At 67.5% G+C, this 22975-nt stretch carries 18 protein-coding genes, 1 pseudogene and 1 riboswitch; of the genes and pseudogenes, 12 read left to right on the forward strand and 7 right to left on the reverse strand.

What is annotated here, in order from left to right; genetic code table 11:
• On the reverse strand, positions 1 to 1137 hold a 1137-nt coding region (locus A8G08_RS14050), incomplete at its 3' end, for a PspC domain-containing protein (protein WP_068274975.1).
• A 131-nt stretch (positions 1138 to 1268) separates the two neighbouring features.
• Here A8G08_RS14050 and A8G08_RS14055 point away from each other — a divergent pair.
• Both A8G08_RS14055 and A8G08_RS14060 read left to right on the forward strand, forming a co-directional pair.
• A complete protein-coding gene (locus A8G08_RS14055; RefSeq protein ID WP_084436234.1) occupies positions 1269 to 2645 on the forward strand; it encodes an ATP-binding protein in 1377 nt (458 codons plus the stop codon).
• A complete protein-coding gene (locus A8G08_RS14060) occupies positions 2642 to 3313 on the forward strand; it encodes a response regulator (RefSeq protein ID WP_281182149.1) in 672 nt (223 codons plus the stop codon). The genes A8G08_RS14055 and A8G08_RS14060 overlap by 4 nt, the downstream gene beginning before the upstream one ends.
• A gap of 17 nt (positions 3314 to 3330) precedes the next feature.
• On the opposite strand, the gene A8G08_RS14065 is transcribed toward A8G08_RS14060, so the two are convergent.
• Positions 3331 to 4644 carry a serine/threonine-protein kinase gene (locus A8G08_RS14065; protein ID WP_084436236.1) on the reverse strand — a complete coding sequence of 438 codons (1314 nt, stop codon included), beginning with the start codon at positions 4642 to 4644 and terminating at the stop codon, positions 3331 to 3333.
• A 250-nt stretch (positions 4645 to 4894) separates the two neighbouring features.
• Here A8G08_RS14065 and A8G08_RS14070 point away from each other — a divergent pair, with 250 nt between their 5' ends.
• From A8G08_RS14070 to A8G08_RS14090, 5 genes and pseudogenes are all read left to right on the forward strand, one after another.
• Positions 4895 to 5692: a hypothetical protein gene (locus tag A8G08_RS14070; protein ID WP_068275077.1), complete on the forward strand. Its 798-nt coding sequence runs from the start codon at positions 4895 to 4897 to the stop codon at positions 5690 to 5692.
• Positions 5689 to 7277 (forward strand): annotated as a pseudogene (locus A8G08_RS14075) (DNA polymerase Y family protein). The gene A8G08_RS14070 and the pseudogene A8G08_RS14075 overlap by 4 nt, the downstream one beginning before the upstream one ends.
• Positions 7278 to 7349: 72 nt before the next feature.
• The gene (locus A8G08_RS14080) at positions 7350 to 8114 is read left to right on the forward strand and encodes an alpha/beta fold hydrolase (RefSeq protein ID WP_068275080.1); all 765 of its coding nucleotides are present in this window, start codon (positions 7350 to 7352) and stop codon (positions 8112 to 8114) included.
• Entirely contained in the window at positions 8111 to 8530 is a 420-nt protein-coding gene (locus tag A8G08_RS14085) for a YdeI/OmpD-associated family protein (protein ID WP_068274982.1), read from the forward strand. Before A8G08_RS14080 ends, A8G08_RS14085 begins: the two co-directional genes overlap by 4 nt.
• 78 nt (positions 8531 to 8608) lie before the next feature.
• Positions 8609 to 9520, forward strand: a complete 912-nt coding sequence (locus A8G08_RS14090) for a formylglycine-generating enzyme family protein (RefSeq protein WP_068274985.1) — start codon at positions 8609 to 8611, stop codon at positions 9518 to 9520.
• 32 nt (positions 9521 to 9552) lie between these two features.
• Here the strand turns inward: A8G08_RS14090 and A8G08_RS14095 are convergent, their stop codons facing one another.
• Together A8G08_RS14095 and A8G08_RS14100 are read right to left on the reverse strand one after the other, a co-directional pair.
• Positions 9553 to 11565 (reverse strand): SDR family oxidoreductase, encoded by a 2013-nt coding sequence (locus A8G08_RS14095; RefSeq protein WP_068274988.1) that lies wholly within the window; start codon positions 11563 to 11565, stop codon positions 9553 to 9555.
• A gap of 144 nt (positions 11566 to 11709) precedes the next feature.
• Positions 11710 to 12444, reverse strand: coding sequence for a DUF8020 domain-containing protein (locus A8G08_RS14100; protein WP_068274992.1), 735 nt, complete (start codon positions 12442 to 12444; stop codon positions 11710 to 11712).
• Positions 12445 to 12789: 345 nt separating this feature from the next.
• Between A8G08_RS14100 and A8G08_RS14105 the strand changes: the two genes are divergently transcribed.
• The gene (locus tag A8G08_RS14105; protein ID WP_068274995.1) at positions 12790 to 16080 is read left to right on the forward strand and encodes an error-prone DNA polymerase; all 3291 of its coding nucleotides are present in this window, start codon (positions 12790 to 12792) and stop codon (positions 16078 to 16080) included.
• Positions 16081 to 16273: 193 nt separating this feature from the next.
• Here the strand turns inward: A8G08_RS14105 and A8G08_RS14110 are convergent, their stop codons facing one another.
• Positions 16274 to 16738, reverse strand: coding sequence for a tRNA (cytidine(34)-2'-O)-methyltransferase (locus tag A8G08_RS14110; protein WP_084436238.1), 465 nt, complete (start codon positions 16736 to 16738; stop codon positions 16274 to 16276).
• A gap of 104 nt (positions 16739 to 16842) precedes the next feature.
• Here A8G08_RS14110 and A8G08_RS14115 point away from each other — a divergent pair, with 104 nt between their 5' ends.
• From A8G08_RS14115 to A8G08_RS14125, 3 genes are read left to right on the forward strand one after another with little or no spacing between them, the layout of a single operon-like run.
• Positions 16843 to 17445, forward strand: coding sequence for a pentapeptide repeat-containing protein (locus tag A8G08_RS14115; protein WP_068275002.1), 603 nt, complete (start codon positions 16843 to 16845; stop codon positions 17443 to 17445).
• Between the two features lie 49 nt (positions 17446 to 17494).
• Positions 17495 to 18391 carry a bifunctional methylenetetrahydrofolate dehydrogenase/methenyltetrahydrofolate cyclohydrolase gene (locus tag A8G08_RS14120; RefSeq protein ID WP_068275005.1) on the forward strand — a complete coding sequence of 299 codons (897 nt, stop codon included), beginning with the start codon at positions 17495 to 17497 and terminating at the stop codon, positions 18389 to 18391.
• A 26-nt stretch (positions 18392 to 18417) separates the two neighbouring features.
• On the forward strand, positions 18418 to 18663 hold the full coding sequence (locus A8G08_RS14125; RefSeq protein WP_068275083.1) for a DUF3017 domain-containing protein: 246 nt from the start codon (positions 18418 to 18420) through the stop codon (positions 18661 to 18663).
• Positions 18664 to 18683: 20 nt separating this feature from the next.
• Here A8G08_RS14125 and metX read toward each other — a convergent pair whose 3' ends face one another.
• Together metX and A8G08_RS14135 are read right to left on the reverse strand one after the other, a co-directional pair.
• A complete protein-coding gene (metX, locus tag A8G08_RS14130) occupies positions 18684 to 19826 on the reverse strand; it encodes a homoserine O-acetyltransferase MetX (protein ID WP_068275086.1) in 1143 nt (380 codons plus the stop codon).
• Between the two features lie 11 nt (positions 19827 to 19837).
• The gene (locus A8G08_RS14135) at positions 19838 to 21184 is read right to left on the reverse strand and encodes a bifunctional o-acetylhomoserine/o-acetylserine sulfhydrylase (protein WP_068275008.1); all 1347 of its coding nucleotides are present in this window, start codon (positions 21182 to 21184) and stop codon (positions 19838 to 19840) included.
• Positions 21185 to 21291: 107 nt separating this feature from the next.
• A riboswitch (SAM riboswitch) is annotated at positions 21292 to 21420 on the reverse strand.
• A gap of 309 nt (positions 21421 to 21729) precedes the next feature.
• Between A8G08_RS14135 and A8G08_RS14140 the strand changes: the two genes are divergently transcribed.
• A complete protein-coding gene (locus A8G08_RS14140; RefSeq protein ID WP_068275011.1) occupies positions 21730 to 22947 on the forward strand; it encodes an NADP-dependent isocitrate dehydrogenase in 1218 nt (405 codons plus the stop codon).
• Positions 22948 to 22975 lie beyond the last annotated feature (28 nt).

Here is a 22975-nt window from a genome sequence, read left to right on the forward strand (position 1 = left end):
GAATTCGATCGGTCCGACGATCGAGGCCAGCACGACGAAGCCGAGCAGCGGTGCGGTGACGATGAGCAGGCCGTAGCCGCGGCGCAGGAATGCGCCGATCAGCAGTCCGATGCCGACCACGGCCAGCGCAATCGCCCCGACCCGGGCGGGGGTGAACCAGTCCGCGCCCGCCGCGGCGGCTGCACCGCAACCCGCGGCGGCGAGAATCGCCAGCCCGATCACGACCGAGGTGAACCGGGAGCGGGGGCGCGTCGGAACGATCGTCTCCGGCTGCCGGGACGGTGCCGGTTCGGGCAGGTCCCAGGCGAACGGCGCGACGCCGAGGGGATCCCACGACGGCGGCTCTGCCGTGGTCGTCTCGCCGAACGGGGCGAACGGGGACGCAGCTGCCGGCGGAGGTTGGCTCGACTCGGATCGCTGCGGCTCGGCTGTGGGCTCCGCAGTTGGCGCCACGTCCTCGGACACGGTGGCCCGCTGCGGCGGCTCATCGGTCGGTGCCGGCTCGGGCGTCTCGACAGCGTCGGTCTTCGTAGCCGACTGCGTCGTGCGGCTCGGCTCGTAGTGGTGCGGCAGATAGGTGTACGGGCCGTACTCGGTCTGCGCCCCCTGCCATGCCGGGCCGTAACTCCCTGGGCCACAACCTCTTCCGAATCCGGGGCGGCCGAAGTGGCGGGACTGCGACTCGGTCGAACCGGTGGGCAGCGGGGGCGGCAGCGGGCGGCGCTGATACAGCAGCCACAACCCGGTAAGCATGAGCGCGGTGCTGATCAGCCCGGAGCCACCGAGGCTGATGCCGACCGGACCCATCGTGCCGACCGCGATGCACAACGCGATGATCAGCACGACCGTCTTGCCGGAGCCCGAGTGCCTGCCCCGCCGGCCGGTCATGAGTGCCTCGGCACGCGAGTACTCCTGCCGCGCGTCGTTGAGGAGCAGCCAGCCGGCGAGGTACAACACCAGTCCGGCGCCACCGAAGATCGTCGAAACGACGAAAGCAATGCGCACCAGGACCGGGTCCACGCCGTACCGGTATCCGATTCCGGCTGCGACGCCGGCGATCGGCCCGCGGTCGGGCAGTCGGACGGGGCGGGTGCGCCAGAGGTCGGCGAGCTGATCGCCGAATGTCGTCGTGGCCATGAAGCCATCGTGGCCGGTCCGGGGTGGTTTCCACATCGGGGTGATCCCTGATCTTTGCGAGACTCGCAGACCGGAACCACCCGTGCCATCTGGGGCAGGTTCAGGGCAAACCCCGATGCCCAGCAGCAGGGATGCGTGCCACTATCGAATATGTGCCACCCGTATATCCGCCTGCCGTGACACCGGAGCGCGACCCGACCAGACTGGTCCGGCGCTCCGGCGGTCGAATTATCGGCGGTGTAGCGGGTGGGATGGCCGACCACATCGGCGTCGACGCCTTCAAGGTGCGCGTGGCGTTCGTCTTGCTCGCCGCGCTCGCCGGAGCCGGGATCGTCGCTTACGGGCTGCTGTGGGTGTTCACGCCGAGTGGGACGGACACCGCCCGCCCGCCCGCGGCGGAACGGCGCCGGGCCTACGGTCTCGCGACCATGGGCCTCGGGCTCGCCGCCGCGCTGTCCTGGGTGTTCAGCGGGACCGCCGGCCAGGTCATCGTCCCGATCATCGTGGTGGTGGTCGGCGCCGGACTGATCTGGCGTGAATTCGATTCGGACGCACCGCGGTCGATGTTCGGCCTACCCGCCCGCCCGACGGTGCTGACCTGGTCTCGCATCGTCGCCGGCGCAACTCTGATCTTCGTCGGTCTTGCCGTGGTGGTGCTTGCCCGCGTCGATTTCGCCGCGCTGCGCCCCGCGCTGCTCGCCGTGGCGGTCACACTGTTCGGGGTCGGGCTGCTCACCGTCCCGCTGTGGTTGCGCACAATGCGCGCACTGAATTCCGAACGGGCGGCCAGGATTCGCAACGAGGAACGCGAGGAGATCGCCTCGCATCTGCACGACTCGGTGCTGCAGACCCTTGCCCTCATCCAGCGGCAGGCCGACAACTCGTCGGAGGTTGCCCGGCTCGCTCGCAGCCAGGAGCGCGAACTGCGAACCTGGCTGTTCGACGATCCGGAACGGCCGCAGTCCAGCCTGGCGGCGGCGCTGCGGACGATTGCCGGAGAGGTGGAGGATCAGTACAGCGTGAAGGTCACCCCGGTGATCGTGGGCGACGTGGCACCGACGAGCGGTTCGGATGACGATTTCCCGCGCGAGCAGTTCACAGCTCTCCTTGGCGCGAGCCGGGAGGCCTTGGTGAACGCCGCCAAGCACTCCGAGGTAACCGAGGTGGACCTGTTCGCCGAATGCGAGGACGACCGGGTCAGTGTGTTCGTCCGGGACCGCGGTGTCGGTTTCGACGTCGACGCGATACCTGCGGACCGGCAGGGGCTTTCCCGCTCGATTCGCGGCAGGGTCGAGCGGCGCGGGGGCGAGGTCGAGGTGATCAGCGGGCCGGGCAAGGGCACCGAGGTCCGGATCCGGATGGCGCGTGGTGGCACGCGGAACGGCGAGGCCAAGGGAGCCGAACCCCAGCCGGAGGTCGCGGAGGAGGCTGCGTCGCAGCACGATACGGACGAGAACTCGGTGGATGACCGGGCCGGCGATAGGCACGTGGAGGAGCAGACTCGGTGACGGTTTCGGGAATTACCGTGGGGCACAAGCCGTACCGGGTATTTTTGGTGGACGATCATGCCGTGTTCCGCTCCGGCGTGCGCGCGGAACTGGCGAGCGAGACCGATATCGAGGTGGTCGGGGAAGCCGGGACCGTCGACGAAGCCGTCGCAGGCATCAACACCATCCATCCCAATGTGGTTCTGCTCGACGTGCACATGCCCGATGGCGGTGGCGTGGCGGTGCTCAACCGCATCGACCCGGGTCCGGTGTGCTTGGCGCTGAGCGTGTCCGACGCCGCCGAGGATGTGATCGCGGTGATCCGTGCCGGTGCGCGGGGCTACGTCACCAAGACGATCTCGGGGGCCGAACTCGCCACCGGTGTGCGCCGCGTGGCCGGTGGCGATGCGGTGTTCAGCCCGCGGCTCGCGGGTTTCGTACTCGACTCGTTCACCGGGAAATCGCCCGTGCCCGAGCCGCCGCTGGATCCGGAGCTGGACTCACTGACGCCGCGCGAGTTGGAAGTGCTGCGCCTGCTGGCCCGCGGCTACACCTATCGCGAGATCGCAGAGGAACTGGTGATCTCGGTGAAGACCGTGGAGACACACGCATCGAACGTGCTGCGGAAGACGCAGCAGTCCAACCGAAATGCGCTCACCCGGTGGGCGCACCGGCGCCGCATCGACTGAGAGCGCGGGATCGTGCGTTAGAGGCTGGACGCGATCAGGAAGACGATGCCCGCCACCACCAGCGTGGTGACCACGAGCAGCGCCACAGAGACGGCCAGTGACAGTCCGATGCCGTGCTGCGACGTCGGGGCGCTCGAGAACTGCTGGGGCGCGGGCCGAGCGGGTGCCGGTTGAGGTGCGACGGGCGGGGCCTGCGTGTCCTCGAGTTGCGGGCGAGCGGGGGCATCGGTGATCGGGGTGGAGTCGGTGTTGCGATCGATGCTCGCCGGTCGATCGGTCGACCAGGGCACCGACTTGCCGGGGGCCGCGGAGGGGCCGGGTTCGCTGGGGGCGGGTGCGGCTGCCGAGCGCCCCGACGATTCGCTGGACGTCCATCCCGCGGCGGAGGGGGCGCGCCGGGAGCGCAGCGCCCAGGACGGCACCGATCCGTCCCGGGAACGCACCGGTGCCCCGAGAATGTATGCGGCACTTCCGTTCGCACCGATGGTCGCGGCAACCAACTCGTCGCGGGCCTGGGCCATGGTCGGCCGCCGGTTGGGGTCGGGTTCGAGCATGTGTAGCAGCGCGTCGGTGAGCATCGCGCTGCGCTGGGGCGGGTTGATCCGTGCCTCGGCGACCTTGACGAGCATCGAAGACGGATCAGGGTCGATGCCGAACGGCGGTTCACCCTCCACCGCGGTGTAAAGCGTTGCACCGAGCGAGAATACGTCGCTCGCTGCACTCGGGTCGGCACCTCGGGCAACCTCGGGCGCGAGATAGGCCGGCGTGCCGGTGATCATGTCGGGATCCTCGTCGTCAGGGTCGCCGATGGTGCGTGCGATCCCGAAGTCGGAGATTTTGACCATGCCGGCGGCGCGCCCGCGATTGGCGATGAGGATGTTGCCCGGCTTGATATCGCGATGGATGATGCCGGCCGTGTGCGCGTCGGCGAGCGCGTCGGCAACCTGGGCGCCGATCTGGCCTACCTCGATCGGGGGCAGAGCGTCGGTTGTGTTGAGGGCTTGCGCAAGGCTGCGCGACGGCAGGTGCTCCATCACCAGCCAGGGCTCGCCGCCTTCAACGGCGACGTCGTACATGGCAATGGCGTGGTTGTGCGAGAGTCGCGCGGCGAGCTGGCCCTCCTTGATCGCCTGGTTGCGGAGCCGCTGCGCCTCGTCCGCATCGAGCCCGGCGGTGGAGATGATCTGCTTCATCGCGACCTCGCGATCGAGCAGTCGGTCTTGGGCGAGCCAGACCGAGCCCATCCCGCCTCCGCCGAGTTTGGAACGCAGACGGTATCGACCGGCTACCAGGTAGCCGGGGCCGACGACAGGACGACGCGGGGTGCTCACTTACGGGAGATTAGACGACTCCTGCGCTGCGAATGAGTGGTCCCGGCTTGACGGCGGCCGCGGGCGGGTCTTTACTGGAGGTGTTCGAATGTATGTTCGAATACCGCGTCTTCCCCGTGGTCGTCCGTGCTGTGCCGCCCGGCGGCACAGCCATGCCTGTCGCCTGGGGGTGCACGTGACTTTGCCGCTCGAAACACATTCGGCTGCAACCGAATCGGAAGACTCGTTCGAAGGAGAGTCGTTCGAGTCGGTGCCGGCGGTCGCCAGTGGGGACCTGTCGAGCCTTGCCGGGCTCAGCCGGCAGGAGCGGCTCGAACAGTTGCGCCGCAGGATCGCGGCGGTCCCGGGGCGTGGCGAGGCGGTATCGCGACGGTTGCCGCTCGCGGACGCCGACGAGCGAGAGGTGCTCGCCGTACCTGCCGGTGTCGCGCGGCTGCTGCCGAGAGGCGGGTTGGCCAGAGGAACGGTGTCGTCGTATTCAGGTCCGAATTCTTTGCTTGCCGGGCTTCTCGCCGCGGCGACCCGGGCGGGCGCGCATGCGGTGCTGATCGGCATGCCGCGATTCGGATTGCTCGCCGCGGTCGAGATGGGCGCCCGCCTCGACCGCATCGCGGTGGTGCCGGATCCAGGGCCGGACCCCGTAGAGGTGGCCGCAGTGCTGCTCGACGGGATGGATCTGGTGGTGCTCGGTCTCGGCGGGGCCACGGTCGCGCCCGGTCGTTCGCGTGCCCTGGTGGCCAGGGCAAGGAGCAAGGGCGCGGCACTCGTGGTGACCGATGGGCATTGGAGCGGTGTCGAATTGGCGCTCGCGGCACGCGTGGTCGGGTACGAGGGGCTGGGCCGAGGATGCGGGCGGGTGCAAGCGCTGCATCTGGATGTCCGGGCCCAGCACCGGGGAGCGCAGCCCAGAACCGCGCGGGTCGATGTGCGGCCGGTAGCGCGCGGGAGCGTGGAGTGGGTGTCCGAACATCCCACGATCACTCGGCTGCCCGAGGCTGCCATTACTTGCCTCTCCGAGGCGGTGGCCGACGCGCGGGAGATGCGGTGAGCGAGAAGGCGGAGCCCAGCGCCACGGCGAAGCCGCCCAGGGTGCTGGCGCTGTGGTGCCCCGACTGGCCGGCGATCGCGGCGGCGGCCGCGGCGGACCTGCCACCCACTCGCCCGGTGGCGGTCACCTTGGCCAACCGCGTGATCGCATGCTCGGCAACGGCACGTGCCGCCGGTGTGCGACGCGGGCTGCGCCGGCGAGAGGCGCAGGCGCGTTGCCCCGACCTACATGTCGTGGCGGCCGACCAGGATCGCGACGCCCGATTGTTCGAACCGATCGTTGCGGCGATCGATGCGGTCGCCCCCGGTGTGGAGGTGCTGCGTCCCGGCCTGCTCGTGCTTTCGGCGCGCGGTGTCGTCCGGTATTTCGGCTCCGAACCGGCGGCAGGTGAACGTTTGGTCGATGCGGCCGCTGCGGCGGGGGTGGAGTGCCAGATCGGCATCGCCGACGAACTCTCCACTGCGGTGATCGCTGCCCGGCATGCGGCGCTCGTCCCTCCGGGCGCCGGAGCGCAGTTCATCGCCCCGCTGCGGATCGCGGAACTTGCTGCCGAGCCGAGCCTTGCCGCGCCCGAACGCGAGGACTTGGTGGATCTGCTGTGGCGCTTGGGGTTACGCACGATCGGTGCGTTCGCCGCGCTCTCGCCGACGGATGTGGCCTCGCGTTTCGGCACCGACGCCGTGCTGGCACATCGCGGTGCGCGGGGCGAGCCGGAGCGGCCGCCGTCGGCGCGAGCGCTGCCGCCCGACCTCGAGGTGTTTCATTCCTGCGACCCGCCGATCGAACGAGTGGATGCCGCGGCTTTCGCCGGGCGCGCTCTCGCCGAGCAGTTGCACGGCCGTCTTGCCGCCGCCGGTGTGGCCTGCACTCGGTTGCTGGTTCAGGCCTCCACCGCGAACGGCGAACACCTGTCGCGTACCTGGCGCTGCGCCGAACCGCTCACCCCGGACGGCACCGCGGACCGGGTGCGTTGGCAGCTCGACGGCTGGCTCACCGGCCGCAACGAGGCCAAGCCCACCGCCGGGATCGTGCTGCTGCGGCTCGAGCCGGTCGAGGTGGTGGCTGCCGGTGCCCTGCAATTGGGGTTGTGGGGCGGGGTCGGTGCCGAGGATGAACGAGCCAGGCGCGCGTTGATCCGAGTGCAGGGCCTGCTCGGCGGTAACGCCGTCCAGTCCGGGGTGCTGTCCGGCGGGCGCGGCCCGGCCGAGCGAATCACGCTGGTCCCGTTGGGCGATGAGCTGACACCCGATGCTGACCCACGCCTGCCGTGGCCGGGGCGGTTGCCAGAGCCGGCTCCCGCTGCGGTGCTCGACGCCAGGCCGTCGGTGCTGCTCGAAGATGCGGCAGGGCAGCCGGTGCTGGTCACCGACCGCGGTGGGTTCAGCGCCGACCCGGCGCGGCTGCGTTGGGGGCGCGGGTGTGGCAATTGCACGGCTGGGCAGGGCCGTGGCCTGTGGACGAGCGCTGGTGGGACCCGGCCACCGCGCACCGGGTGGCGCGGGCACAGGTGCTGCTCGACGAGCCCAAGGCACTGCTGCTGGTGTGCCATGACCAGGACTGGAGCGTGGAGGGAGTCTACGAATGACGATGCGGTCCGCGGACTTGCTCCACCGCTTCACCCGGATCGTGCGCGGTATAGCGGCTAGGGTCGGTGGTCGTGGAAACGACCGCGATACGGGTCACGCTGGACGGCGTGCAGATCGCCTACCGGGACTCGGGCGTACCCGTCGGTGGCGTAGACCTGGCGCCGGTGATCCTCGTGCACGGCATGGGCGGGGACGGGCACACGTGGGATCGCTTCGCCCACGCGCTGACTGTCCGGGGCCGCCGGGTGATCATCGTGGACCTGCGCGGCCACGGACGCAGCGCCCACACCCCGACCTACTTGTTCGACGAGTTCGCCTTCGACGTACTGCGGCTGTGTGATCTCCTGAAACTGTCCCAGGCCGATTTCGTGGGGCACTCGCTCGGTGGTTACGCGGTTTCGGTGATTGCTCAGGTTCGCCCCGAACTGGTGCGCCGCCTCGTCATCGAGGAGTCGCCGCTGCCACGCCGACTCACCGATCCGAAGGCGGAATTCCCTGCGCGGCTCCCGACGTTGCCGGAGCTATGGCATGCGGCCACCAGCGTCGTGCGCAGCCCGCGTGCGGTGTTCGCCTTCGACCGGGCGATGACCGCCGCTGCGCTAACACAGTTCCACACACCGAATCCGCAATGGTGGCAACGGCTTCCGGATATCACGGCGCGCACACTGATCCTGGCCGGCGGGTCGGGCAGCATGGTCGATCCGGACAAGCTCGATGCGGCCGTCGCTGCGATTCCGGACTGCACGACGCTGAAATTCGCCTGTGGGCACAGCATTCACCGCGACCGCTACCGCGATTTCGAAAACGCGGTCCTCCCATTTGTGATGGCGCGATGACCAACCCGGAGCGGCCCGTCCTGCACTTCGAGACCAGGGCCCTGTTTCGAGAGTGGCTGGTCGAGAACCACTCCGAGGTGGATGGCATCTGGGTGAAGCTGGCCAAGAAGGGGTCGACGCAGATCTCGGTCAGCTACGAGGAGGCGGTCAACGAGGGGCTGTGCTTCGGCTGGATCGACGGCCAGGCACGCCGGCTCGACGACGACTTCTACCTGCAGGGCTTCACCCCGCGCCGCCGCCGCAGCCCGTGGTCTGTGAGCAACGTGCGCCGCGTCGAGAAGCTCACCGAACAGGGTCTCATCGAGCCCGCGGGGCAGGTCGAGATCGACCGGGCCAAGGCCGACGGACGTTGGGATCTGGCCGTGGAGGAGGGACGAGCCGCCGACGAGCGAAAGCGGGCCGCTTCGCCCGAGTAGCGCACTCCTACGAGGTCGCGGCTACCTAGCGTGCGGCGGCGGGCGAGCGTGGGTGCCGGATTTGGGTACCGTGGCGACATGTCGTCGTGCTGCTCGCCGGGTCGCGGCGAGTCGTCAGTGCGACCCGTAACTCACCCAACCGAATCGCTCGGCATCCCCGGCCTGCGCCCATCGGCGCCGAGCACCCTGCTGAGCCTGCCCGGTGGCCGATTCCGGATGGGCAGCGAAGATTCGGATGTGAACCCCGGTGACGGGGAGGGGCCGGTCCGCGAGGTCGACGTGGCGGCGTTCCGCATCGATGCGGTGACCGTGACCAACAAGCGGTTCGCCGAGTTCGTCGATGCCACCGGGTATGTCACCGAGGCGGAGCGGTTCGGCTGGTCGTTCGTGTTCGAGATGCTCGTCGCGCCGGAGGTGAACGAGACCATCGATCAGGTCGTCGCGGGAACACCGTGGTGGCTGCCCGTGCACGGTGCGACCTGGCGAACGCCGGAGGGGCCGGGGAGCGGTATCGAGGACCGCCACAACCATCCGGTCGTGCACGTTTCGTGGCACGACGCGACGGCGTACTGCGGCTGGGCAGGTGTCCGGCTGCCCACCGAACCCGAGTGGGAGTACGCGGCACGCGGCGGGCTGGATCAGGCGCGTTTCCCGTGGGGCGATGAGCTCGAACCGGGCGGCCGGCACATGTGCAACATCTGGCAGGGTGACTTCCCGACATCGAACACGCTCGCCGACGGCTACCTCGGAACTGCGCCCGCAGATGCGTTCGAGCCCAACGGGTTCGGGCTCCACAACGTATCCGGGAACGTATGGGAATGGACGGCGGATGCGTTCCGCGGCAGCCTCGGCGGCGGTCCCGCCATGCGAGGCGGTTCCTACCTGTGTCACGTGTCCTACTGCAACCGCTACCGCGTCGCCGCGCGAACCTCGAACACCGCGGACAGTTCGGCGGGCAACATCGGTTTCCGCGTCGCCGCAGACGTGTAGCGACACAACACCCGTCTACTCGGCCCGCCGGGTCACCAATGCGTGCCCGGCACCCATCGCCCGGCCCGGCGCAGCGCGCCAACCGCCACGCGACGCGGTGTCGGCGGTAGGGGCACGCGGGGAAGCCTCAGCCGCGTCGTCGAGGGCGCATCGGCGTCCCGCTCGCCCCTCGAGGCGGGAGTGTCGGGGAATGCGAGGTAGTACTGATGCAGGATGACGTCCTTGAGCCGCGGCGCGATCAGGGCGAAGTACTCCGTGGCGGTGCCGAGGGGAACGTCGATCCGGCTCGGCCGTTCGACCAGTGCCCGGACAATCGTGGCCGCCGCCCATTCGGGGGACGCGATCGGGACGACGTTCCGTTCGCCGGTCAGGCGGACCATGTCGGTGTTCACCAGGGGAAGGCGGACAGTGGTGAATGTGATTCCATCCGTGAGGGTTTCGGCGGCGGTGACTTCACCGAACTTCTCCAGTGCGGCCTTGCTCGCAAGATATGCACCGAATCGCGGTGTACTCATCTGGACGCCTGCCGAGCTGACGTTGACGATGTGCCCGAAGCGGCGCTCCCGCATATGGGGCAGCAGCGCCAGGGTCAGCCGCACCGCCCCGAAGTAGTTGACTGCCATGGTGCGTTCGAAGTCGTGCAGCCGGTCCGTCGAGCGGTAGATCGACCGACGAATCGAACGGCCCGCGTTGTTCACGAGCATGTCGACATGGCCGTGCTCGTCGATGATCTCCTTGACGACCTGCTCGACGGACTCGGATTCGGTGATATCGCACGGGTAGGCGTAGGCCCGGCCGCCATCGCGCCGGATCTCGTCGACGAGTTCTTCGAGTTCTTCGCCCCGCCGCGCGATCAGCATCACGCGGGCGCCTTTGCGCGCCACCGCAATTGCCGCCGCGCGGCCGATGCCGGACGATGCGCCAGTGATCACGACATTGCGATCGACAAGCCTGCCCGCCGGATGGTCGTGCCGGGCGCGATTGGGATCGAGTTCGCGAGCCCAGTACCGCCACAGGTTCTTCGCATACGACCCGAACGAGGGCACGGCAATGCCGGTGTGGTTGAGGGCGCGCTCGGTCCGGCGTGAATCGAAGTTCGCGCGCATTGCGGCGGAGTCGGCGAGCGCGGGCGGCAGACCGAGACGGCGCAGCAGCATCGAGCGGCCAACCGCGATTTGTGGGTTCGCGGGCGCATCGAGCAGTGGCTGCAGGAAGCCCGCAGGCAGTCCGGCGAAAAGCTGCGGCGCGCCCGCGGCGGCGGCCAGTCCGCCGTAGACCTCCGAAATCGGTTGTGGCCGTGGGTTGACCAGGTGGAAGGTGTCACCGTCGCGGCCGGCTCGATGCATCAGTTCGACCAGCGCTGCGGCGACATAGTCCACCGGAACGATATTGGTGTGCCCCACATCGGGGATCACGACGGGAAGCATGCTCGGCAGCTTGGCCAGGGCAGCGATCAGCGGGAAGAAGTAGTACGGGCCGTCGATCTTGTTGATCTCACCGGTGACCGAATCGCCCACGACGACCGCGGGTCGGTAGATGCGGCGCTCGATGCCCGATGCGTCGCGCACCACTCGCTCGGCCTCGAACTTGGTGCGGTGATAATCCGTCGGAAACCCTTGTCCCAGATCGAAATCGGTCTCCTCGAACTGGCCGGCATAGTCCCCGGCGACGGCGATCGACGAGATGTGGTGCAGCAGCGCGCCGGTGCGCTTGGCGAGCTCGACAACGGCGCGGGTGCCCTCGACGTTGGTCTCGGACTGCTCGGGACCTGCGGTGAGGTCGTAGACCGCACCCAAGTGGACGATGTGGGCGGCAGGTGGCAGCTCGCCGGCCGGCTCGAGGCCGAGCCCGGGCTCGGAAAGATCGCCGATCAGTGGGCGCACTCGGTCACCGCCGTGCCAGCCCCGGGCGAGTTCGGAGAGTTTCGCTACCGACGCCCGCCGCACGAGCACGTGCACGATCGCGGTCTCGTCGCGTTCGAGTAGCCGTGGGACAACATTCCGGCCGAGAAATCCGGTGCCTCCGGTGACGATGTATTCGGTCATCGAGCCTCCCCATCGAGTCCTGGCCCGAACCTACTCCAAAGTAAGGTCGGGACCAAGGTGTCGGAGACCACTGAAACAGGTGGTGCAGACGCCGAAATGCCCACCTCCAATCGGAGGTGGGCAATTCGGACGAACGGACTGGCCCTACTTCGGGGCCGGAGCGGGAGCCTTGAACGGCTCGTTGATCGTGGTGAAGTACTGGATCGCAGCGCCGATAGCGACCGGGCCCGCGATGGCGATCGAGCCGATCAGGGTGCCGATCGGGGCGAACGTGGCCGCTCCCGCGAGGCAGCCGATCGCAGCACCCGGGACAGCGCCGGCAACGAGGAACGCGAAGCCGCCGGTCGCGCCGAGCGCGCCGCCCGCGACGCAGCCGATGGCGGCCGCGCCGACCGCACCGACGATGACGCCGATGGCCGCACCGGTGCTGATGGTCTGGGTGAACCGGGTCCAGGCGGAGACCTCACGGTCGTACGGAGTCTTCCACGGTGCGGACTCCTGGAACGGCAGCGCGACCGGCTTGTACTGCGCCTTCAGCACGTCGGGCGTCAGGGTGGCGGTGTTGCCCTCGATCTTGGCGTTGATCGGCAGCGAGACGTCGTCGAGGCGAAGCTCGAGCGGCACACCGGCAACGACGCGGCCGTCCGCAGCCTTGACCTGGAACTGCCCGTCCGCCACGGCGAGGGTGCCGGCATCGGTTGAGATGACCGCGGCAGTGCCGTTGTTGTAGGCCTTGTAGTTGATCGACGGGGCGATCTGAACGTTCAGCGACTCCTGGGCGGCAGGTGCCGGAGCGGGATCGGCGTATGCCGTGCCCGCTGCGAGTCCGAGGGCGGCGATGGTGATCGCCGAAACAGCGGCGAGCTTGCGGGTTTTCATAGTGGAGTGTTCGTCCTTACTTTTTCCGGGCATGGCTGAGCACGCGCCAAAAGCGTTGCGGTAGCACTGCTTTCGACCAGTGGAGTGTGGGTGCTTCGAAAACCTATGGGAGTGCAACGGATCCATCAAGGATTAGTTGCAGCCCCGATTCGAAGTTCGCGCAGGAACCTGTTTCAGGTCCTGCGTGATCCGCATCACGTGAGCTGGGGTAATGATGATTACCATTAGCTAGGATTGCAAATCGGGAGTGATGCAAGTTACAGCCGGGACCGGGCCGCTTTCGGTCAATTCGGGCAGCGTTGAGCCCGTCGTAAATCGAATGTATGTTCGATTGGGAGGTGTTCGATGGGCTGGAGCAACGGACCGCCGACATGGGCAGAACTCGAACGAGTGCTGTCCGGGCGGCCGGGACGCACGCCGCCGGAGGCGATGTATCCGGGCGACGGCGGCGACAGCCCGGCGTGGTCGCGCAAGCGTGGCGATTATCGCGGCGTGGACCTCACGCCCACTGGGCCGACCGTGCCCTATGCGGAGTTGCATGCGCATTCGGCGTACAGCTTCCTCGACGGCGCCAGCCACCCCGAGGAGTTGGTAGAGGAGGCGGCCAGGCTCGGGCTCGAAGCGATTGCGCTCACCGACCACGACGGCTTCTACGGAGTGGTGCGGTTTGCCGAGGCCGCCAAGGAGCTCGGCGTGCGCACGGTATTCGGCGCAGAGTTGGCGCTCACGGCGCAGGCGGCCCGGGCCGGCGCGGCAGACCCGGATGGGATTCATCTCCTCGTGCTGGCGCGCGGGCAGGAGGGCTACCGGCGGCTGTCCAGGCAGATCGCCGCAGCTCACCTCGCGGGCGGTGAGAAGGGGAAAACCCGCTACGACCTGGATGTGCTCACCGAGGCGGCCGACGGGCACTGGCAGATCCTCACCGGGTGCCGGAAGGGGCACGTCCGCTCGGCGCTCGAATCCGACGGGCCGGAGGCCGCGGAGTGGGCGCTGCGGGAACTCGTCGAGCGATTCGGGCGAGACCGGGTGAGCGTGGAGCTCACCCACCACGGCGTGCCGACCGACGATGAACGCAATCGGCTGCTCGCGGAGCTTGCCGGCCGCGTGGGGCTACCGGTGGTCGCCACCACGGGTGCGCACTTCGCGGGACCGGACCGAGGGCGCCTCGCCATGGCGATGGCTGCCGTTCGTGCGAGGCAGAGCCTGGACGAGGCCGCGGGCTGGCTCGCGCCGGTCGGTGGTGCGCATCTGCGATCGGGTGCGGAGATGGCGCGGATGTTCGCCGCACACCCGAACGCGGTGCCCGGCGCCGCGGAACTGGGTCGTGAGTGCGCGTTCGATCTGCGCCTGATCGCGCCCCAGCTGCCGCCCTTCGACGTCCCCGCAGGGCACACCGAGAACAGTTGGCTGCGCGAACTCACCGAGCGGGGAGCCCGGCGCCGCTACGGTACCCCCGACGAGCAGCCGGAGGCGTATCGACAGCTCGAGCACGAGCTGAAAATCATTGCAGAACTGGGCTTTCCGGGCTACTTCCTGGTGGTGCACGACATCGTCAGCTTCTGCAAGGACAACGACATCCTCTGCCAGGGCAGGGGATCCGCCGCGAATTCCGCTGTCTGCTACGCCATCGGCATCACCAATGTCGACCCGGTGCGAAACGAGTTGTTGTTCGAGCGCTTCCTCTCCCCGGAACGCGACGGCCCGCCGGATATCGATGTGGACATCGAATCGGACCGGCGCGAAGAGGCGATCCAGCACGTCTACCGCAAGTACGGCCGGGAGTATGCCGCGCAGGTTGCCAATGTCATTACCTATCGCGGCAAGTCCGCAGTTCGCGATGTGGCTCGGGCACTTGGCTTTTCGCAGGGCCAGCAGGATGCCTGGAGTAAGCAGGTGAGCCGATGGTCCGGGGTCGGGCAGGAGTCCGGCACCGACATCCCTGCCGAGGTGCTGGCGCTGGCCGAACAGATCGAGGGGTTCCCGCGCCATCTGGGCATCCACTCCGGCGGCATGGTGATCTGCGACCGGCCGATCGCCGATGTGTGCCCGGTGGAGTGGGCCCGGATGGCGGATCGCACCGTTCTGCAATGGGACAAAGATGACTGTGCGGCAGTGGGTTTGGTGAAGTTCGACATGCTCGGCCTCGGTATGCTCTCGGCGCTGCATTACATGATCGACATGGTCGACGAGCACAAGGGCATCGAGGTCGACCTCGCCCAGCTCGACCTCACCGAGCGGGCCGTCTACGAAATGCTGCAGCGGGCGGATTCGGTCGGTGTGTTCCAGGTCGAGTCGCGGGCGCAGATGGCGACGCTGCCCCGGCTGAAGCCGCGCAACTTCTACGACCTGGTGGTCGAGGTCGCGCTGATCCGGCCGGGCCCTATTCAGGGCGGTTCCGTTCATCCCTACATTCGCCGCCGCAATGGTCTCGAGCCGGTGACCTTCGACCATCCGTCGCTGGAGAACTCGCTCAAGCGCACGCTCGGGGTGCCGCTGTTCCAGGAACAGCTGATGCAGATGGCCATCGACGTTGCCGGTTTCTCTGCCGCCGAGGCCGATCAGTTGCGGCGTGCCATGGGTTCCAAGCGCTCGCCCGAACGGATGGAGCGGCTCAAGGGGCGACTGTATGAAGGTATGCGGGAGTTGCACGGCATTCCCGAGGATATTGCCGATCGAATTTACGAAAAGCTTTATGCCTTCGCGAATTTCGGATTCCCGGAAAGCCACTCGCAGAGCTTCGCCGCCTTGGTGTTCTACTCCTCGTGGTTCAAGCTGCATCATCCGGCGGCCTTCTGTGCCGGGTTGCTGCGTGCCCAGCCGATGGGCTTCTATTCGCCGCAGTCGCTGGTGGCCGATGCGCGCAGGCACGGCGTGGTGGTGCACGGTCCGGATGTCAATGCCAGTCTCGCTGACGCCACGCTGCGCGAGCAGGGAACAGAGGTGCAACTCGGTCTCGCCGCGGTACGCCACATCGGCAGCGATCTCGCCGAGCGGATCGTCGCGGCGCGCGCCGAAAGCGGGCCGTACACCTCGTTCCTCGATCTCACCGGTCGCGTGGAATTGTCTGTGGCACAGGCGGAGTCGTTGGCAACCGCCGGTGCCCTCGGCGGTCTGGGAATCAGTCGGCGCGAGGCGCTGTGGGCGGCCGGTGCCGCGGCGGGGGAGCGACCGGACCGACTGCCCGGGCTCGGTGCGCTCACCACCGCACCCGCACTGCCGGGAATGAGCGATGTCGAACTCGCCGCCGCCGACGTCTGGGCGACCGGGATATCCCCGGGCGTCTATCCGACGGAATTCCTGCGCCCCCAACTCGATGCACTCGGTGTGGTTCCTGCCGCGGGCCTGCTCGCTCTCCCGGACGGGCAGCGCGTCCTGGTCGGGGGAGCGGTCACCCACCGGCAACGTCCCGCAACCGCGGCAGGGGTCACCTTCATCAACCTCGAGGACGAGACCGGCATGATCAATGTCGTCTGCTCGGTGGGGCTGTGGTCGCGCTACCGGAAACTGGCGCAATCCGCGCCCGCCCTGCTGATTCGCGGCAAGGTTCAGAATGCCGAGGGTGCGGTCACCGTCGTCGCCGACCGACTGCAGCGGATGGACCTCCGGATCATCGGAAAGTCGCGGGACTTCAGGTAGCTACTGCGCGCGCACTGCTCCTGTGACCGTTCCTCTCGCGCACCTATTTTGCGGAGTGAACGGAAGCGTTCACTCCGTTCAACGCAACGAATCTTCCGTTCGCGAGGGTCGAATCGCGCACCTCTGCGGGGTGAATGGAAGCATTCGTCCCGCCTAACGCAACATTTCTTCCATTCACACCGCGCTGTTCGGCCTACCGCCCGCCGTCGAACCCGACTTGGCGCCACGCCTCGTACACCGCCACCGCGGCGGCATTCGACAGGTTCAGCGACCGCCGCCCGTCGAGCATCGGAATCCGCAGCTGCTCGGTGATGTGCGTGTCGGCGAGCACCTCGTCGGACAGCCCGGTCGGCTCGGGACCGAACAGCAGCACGTCTCCCGCGCGGTACGAGACCTCGGCATACGACGTTGTGCCATGCGCGGTGAACGCGAACACCCGCTCCGGCTGCAGCGCTGCCCAGGCCGCCTCGAGGCTCGGATGCACGGTCACCGAGGCGAGGTCGTGATAGTCGAGGCCGGCGCGGCGCAGCTTCGGCTCGCTCAAGTCGAAGCCGAGCGGCTCCACCAGGTGAAGCTCACACCCGGTGGCGGCGGCGAGCCGGATCGCGTTCCCGGTGTTCGGGGGTATCCGGGGCTCGAAGAACATCAGGCGAAACACCCGAACAGCTTGTCACCTCACGCCCAACCGTTCGCCGCTGCACCGGACGTCTCGGCTCCGGAACGATTTCTGCGGGCCTCGCCGAAGCGACGCATAATTGCGACATGTCCGTTTCGCAGGACAGGAGTGTCGAGGACGACTACTCGGATGCACGGTTCGCCGGGCAGCGGTGGAGTGATCGCCTGTTCGACCGCGCCTGCTTCCGGGAGGCCGACCTGTCCGGGCTGCGCACCCACCGAGTGGTGTTCGTCGACTGCGATTTCACCGGTGCCGATTTGAGCGGCTCGCGGCATCTCGATTCCACCTTCCGGCGCTGTATATTCGTCGGAACAACGTTGTGGCACAGCATGTTTCGCAATTGCTCGATGCGCGGCTCGGAGTTCCGGGATTGCCGGATGCGGCCGATCGAGTTCGAGGGCGTGGATTTCACCATGGCAACACTGCGCGGGGCGAACCTGCGTGGCGCGGAACTATCCGATTGCCGGTTCCGTGAGACCAGCCTGGTGCAGGCCGATCTGCGTGGCGCGGAGCTGCAGTCGGTGGACATGCACGGCGCGCGCACAGCGGGTATCCGGCTCGAGTTCGCCGATCTGCGTGGCGCGCATGTCGACCCGCAACTGTGGGTGGACGCGATGCTGACGCACGCGCGGATCGAACCGGCCCAGGCCGGTGCCTACGCCACTGCACACGGACTCGAGGTCGACTGACCAGGCGTCTTCGTCCGGGTGCTCGGGGACGTCTGGAACAATCGGCACCGTGACCGAACCCGGCAGCTCTGCATCCACCGCAACCGCGACCATCCTTGACGGAAAGGCGACGCGCGACGAGATTTTCGTCGACCTCGCCGCGCGGGTAGCGAAACTGCGCGAAGCCGGCATCACCCCCGGTCTCGGCACAGTGCTCGTCGGCGACGACCCCGGTTCGGCGGCCTACGTGCGGGGCAAGCACAACGACTGCGCCAAGGTCGGCATCACCTCGATCCGCCGCGACCTGCCCGCGAACGCCACGACCGAGCAGCTCAACGACACGATCGACGAGCTCAACGCCAACCCGGACTGCACCGGCTACATCGTGCAGCTTCCGCTGCCGCGCCACCTCGACGAGAACGCCGCACTCGAGCGCATCGATCCGGACAAGGACGCCGACGGTCTGCACCCGGTCAATCTCGGCCGGCTGGTGCTCAACGAGGCGGCACCGCTGCCCTGCACCCCGCGCGGCATCGTGCACCTGCTGCGTCGCTACGAGATCCCGATCAACGGCGCTCACGTCGTGATCGTCGGCCGCGGCGTCACCGTGGGCCGCCCGCTCGGGCTGCTGCTCACCCGGCGCAGCGAGAACGCGACCGTCACGCTGTGCCACACCGGCACGCGTGACCTCGCCGCCGAGATCCGTCGTGCCGACATCGTCGTTGCCGCGGCCGGCGTCGCCGGTCTGATCACCGCGGACATGGTTCGCCCTGGCGCGGCCGTCCTCGATGTCGGTGTCAGCCGTGACGCGGACGGACAGCTGCGTGGCGACGTGGCCGCCGATGTCTACGACGTCGCCGGATTCGTTTCGCCCAACCCGGGCGGCATCGGCCCCCTCACCCGGGCCTTCCTGCTCACGAACGTCGTCGAGCGCGCCGAGCGCGACCTGGCCGGAACCGCGAGTTGACCGCACGGCTGCGGGCGAACCTGCCGATGGTGGCCGTACTGGTCGTCATCGCGGTCGCGGCGGTGCTGGTGATGTGGGATCGCTGGCGGCGCGGCGCAACCGTGTTCGGCGTTGCCACCCTGCTTGCCGGGGCGTGCCGGCTCGTCCTGACCGATGACCAGGTCGGACTGCTCGCGGTACGCAGCCGTTCCTTCGACACCGCGGCGCTACTCACTGTCGGCGCGGTCATCGTGGTGCTCGCGGCCTCTATCGACCCGCTCGGCAGCGGCTAGCGGACTGCTTTAACGAAAGCTCAGCGCCCGCTGATCCCAAGGCGGGCAAGCTCCATCGTCTGCTCGATCAATTTCGCAACCGGCTTCTCCTCGGTGAGGAACCCGTCGTGCCCGTCGTTCGAGGTAATGACCTCGAACTTCTTGCAGTTCGGCAGGCAGTCGGCGATTTCCTGCACCGTGGACAACGGGTACAAGCGATCGGAATCGATGCCGGCGACGATGGTCGGCACAGGCGTCGATGCGAGCGCGGCGGGAACGCCGCCGCGGCCGCGGCCCACGTCGTGACGATTCAGCGCCTCGGTGAGCAGTACGTAGGTATGCGGGTCGAATCGGGAGATCAGCTTCTTCGCCTGGTGGTCCAGGTAACTCTGCACCGCGTAGCGACCACCCACCTTCGGGTCTTCGCCGTCCTGCGCCGAGTTTTCGAAGCGGTGGTCGAGTTCGAACTCGGTGCGGTAGGTCAGGTGCGCGAAGCGGCGGGCAATGCCCAAACCGGTTTCGGGTGCACGACCGCTGCCGTGGTAATCCCCGCCCTGCCAGTCCGGATCGGCCTTGATGGCCGCGATCTGGGTGGTCTGAGTGCCGATCTGATCCGCAGTGGCTCGCGGGCCGACCGCGAGGATCAGCGCCGAGCCGACGCGCTCGGGCTCGGTGATGATCCACTCGAGCACCCGCATGCCGCCCATCGAGCCGCCGACGAGGGAGGCGAGCCGCTCGATTCCGAGCACATCCATCAGGGCGACCTCGGCTGCGACCTGGTCACGAATGGAGATATGCGGGAACCGCGACCCCCACGGCTTGCCGTCGGGAGCCGGCGAACCCGGACCGGTGGTGCCGCGGCATCCACCGAGCACATTCGCGGCCAGGACACACCACTCGTCGGTGTCGATTGGCAGTCCTGGACCGACCATGCCTTCCCACCAACCCGGCGACGGGTGATCCGGACCGGCTGCGCCGATCACATGCGAATCACCCGTCAACGCGTGTTCGACCAGGACGACGTTGTCGCCGTTCGGCGACAACTCACCCCAGCGCTGCACCGCCAGCGTGACGTTTGGAATCACCTCTCCGGTCTCGACGGCAAGGTCGCCGATCGAAATGTGGCCGAGGGTTCCGTCTGGGGCGGGCAGTGCCGCCCCCGCCGGGAGGATGGAATTAAGCATGTTTGTCACTCTCAGGAAGTCGCCGCGGCGAATCCAGCCTCGAGGTCGGCGATGATGTCATCGATTCCCTCGATTCCAACAGCCAGGCGGACGAGCCCCGGCGTGACTCCGGAGGCTAGCTGTTCGTCGGGTGTCAACTGCGAGTGGGTTGTGGACGCGGGGTGGATGACAAGCGAGCGCACGTCACCGATGTTAGCGACATGGCTGTGGAGGCTGAGGGCGTCCACGAAACGTTTGCCCGCATCGATACCACCTGCCAGCTCGAACGCGACGATCGCACCTGCTCCGCGCGGGGCGATGGTTCTCCCGAGCTCGTACCACTGCGAGGACGGAAGCCCGGCGTACGCGACCGACGTGACCGCCGGGTGCGCCTCCAGGTACTCCGCGACCGCCTTGGCATTGCTGACGTGCCGTTCGATGCGCAGGCTCAGGGTCTCGAGGCCCTGGCTGATCAGGAACGCGTTGAACGGCGAGATCGCCGATCCAAGGTCGCGGAGCAGCTGCACCCGCGCCTTCAACGCGTAGGCCGGCGCGCCGAGGTCCGCGAACACAACACCGTGGTAGCTCGGGTCCGGCGTGGTGAAACCGGGGAAGCGGGAGTTGCCCTCCGCGTCGGTCACCGTCCAGTCGAACGTGCCGCCGTCCACCAGCACACCGGCGATCGCGGAGCCGTGGCCACCGAGATACTTCGTGGCCGAGTGCACGACGATGTCGGCGCCATGGGCGAATGGCTGGATCAGGTACGGCGTCGCCACCGTGTTGTCCACGATGAGCGGCACACCGGCCGCGTGCGCGACCGCGCTGACACCGGGGATATCGAGGATGTCGTTCTTCGGATTGGAAATGGTCTCCGCGAAGAACAACTTCGTGTTCGGCCGGACCGCGGCCTTCCAGCTCTCGAGATCGTCCGGGTCCTCGACGAACGACACCTCGATACCGAGCTTGGGCAGCGTGTAGTGGAACAGGTTGTACGTACCGCCATACAGGCGCGGGCTGGAAACGAGGTGGTCACCGGCGTTGGCGATGTTGAGGATCGCGAAGGTCTCCGCGGCCTGTCCCGAGGACAGCAGCAGGGCAGCCACGCCCCCTTCGAGTGCGGCGACGCGCTGCTCAACGGCGTCCTGGGTGGGGTTCATGATGCGCGTGTAGATGTTGCCGGGCTCGGCGAGTCCGAACAGCGCCGCGGCGTGATCGGTGCTGTTGAAGGTGTAGGACGTCGTCTGGTAGATCGGCAACGCACGAGCATTGGTGGCGCCGTCTGGGATTTGACCCACGTGAATCTGCTTGGTCTCGAACGACCAGCTTGCGGCCGGAGCGATGAGGTCTTCGGGCAGGTTCAGGTCGGCGTTTTCGGGCATGACAATCTCCGCTGCTGTGAGAGTGAGGTGAAAGGAAGGCTGGGCTCGATCAGCGGCGACAACAACTCATTGGACTACCTCCGTCGGGGTTTGGTCCGTCCCGACACGGACCGCGCTTGCTATCTGATGGGAAGTGCTCTTACCCACCGAACAACCAGGTCATCACCCGGAGCACCCCACCGCGGATGGAGGGTTGCCGACCAGCGAGCCGGGGCTTGGCGCTGATGCTCATGACCTCCGCGCAGTCTAACCATCTGTCGTTCCCAACGTAATAACCATCGAGGCGGGGCCGAGGATTGGTAACACTGCACCTCGAGCGATACCGAAGTAGGCTCGAGTTCCCTAATTGCGATTAGTGAGCAGGGATGCTGCAATGCGCCCGAGCGGGTCGCTCCAATGTCTTCGGGTGACGCCTGCTACACCGCGCGAAAAGCTGTAGTACTACGTTGTCTGTTGACGGCTGCGACCTCTTACAAGGGGGTCCCGCGCGGCCGGATGCGAGGGAACCTTCCTCTGCAACGAATCCAGGAGGACGCGAAGCACCCATGACCAAGATCAAGGTCGAAGGCACGGTCGTTGAGCTCGATGGCGACGAGATGACTCGGATCATCTGGCAGTTCATCAAGGACAAGCTGATCCACCCGTACCTCGACGTAAACCTCGAGTACTACGACCTGGGCATCGAGCACCGCGACGCCACCGACGACCAGGTCACGATCGACGCCGCTGAGGCCATCAAGCGCCACGGCGTCGGGGTCAAGTGCGCGACGATCACGCCGGACGAGGCGCGCGTCGAAGAGTTCGGCCTGAAGAAGATGTACCGGTCCCCGAACGGGACCATCCGCAACATTCTCGGCGGCACCATCTTCCGCGCCCCGATCATCATCTCCAACGTGCCGCGTCTGGTTCCGGGTTGGACGAAGCCGATCATCATCGGCCGTCACGCCTTCGGTGACCAGTACCGCGCCACGGACATGAAGGTCTACGAGGCCGGCACCGTCACGCTCACCTTCACCCCGGAAGACGGCGGCGAGCCGATCGTTCACGAGGTCGTGAAGATGCCGGAAGACGGCGGCGTGCTGATGGGCATGTACAACTTCAAGTCGTCGATCATCGACTTCGCACGGGCCTCGCTCAACTACGGCCTGCAGCAGAACTACCCGGTGTACATGTCGACGAAGAACACCATCCTGAAGGCCTACGACGGCATGTTCAAGGACACCTTCCAGGAAATCTACGAGACCGAGTTCAAGGCCGAGTTCGACGCCGCGGGCCTGACCTACGAGCACCGGCTCATCGACGACATGGTCGCTTCCTCCATGAAGTGGGAGGGCGGCTACGTCTGGGCGTGCAAGAACTACGACGGCGACGTGCAGTCCGACACCGTGGCGCAGGGCTTCGGCTCGCTGGGCCTGATGACCTCGGTGCTGCTGACCCCGGACGGCAAGACCTGTGAGGCCGAGGCTGCGCACGGCACGGTGACCCGGCACTACCGGCAGCACCAGCAGGGCAAGCCGACCTCGACGAACCCGATCGCGTCGATCTTCGCGTGGACGCGTGGACTCGAGCACCGCGGCAAGCTGGACAACAACCCCGAGCTGATCGGCTTCTCGCAGGCACTCGAGGATGTCGTCATCAAGACCGTCGAGGGCGGCCAGATGACCAAGGACCTCGCGCTGCTCGTCGGCGGAGACCAGGGCTACCTGACCACCGAGGAGTTCCTCGGCGCGCTCGACGAGAACCTCGCGAAGGCGCTCGCCTAAAAAGTTCGAACCAAAAGCGAGTGCGCAC

This window comes from Aldersonia kunmingensis, assembly GCF_001646865.1.
GTDB lineage: Bacteria > Actinomycetota > Actinomycetes > Mycobacteriales > Mycobacteriaceae > Aldersonia > Aldersonia kunmingensis.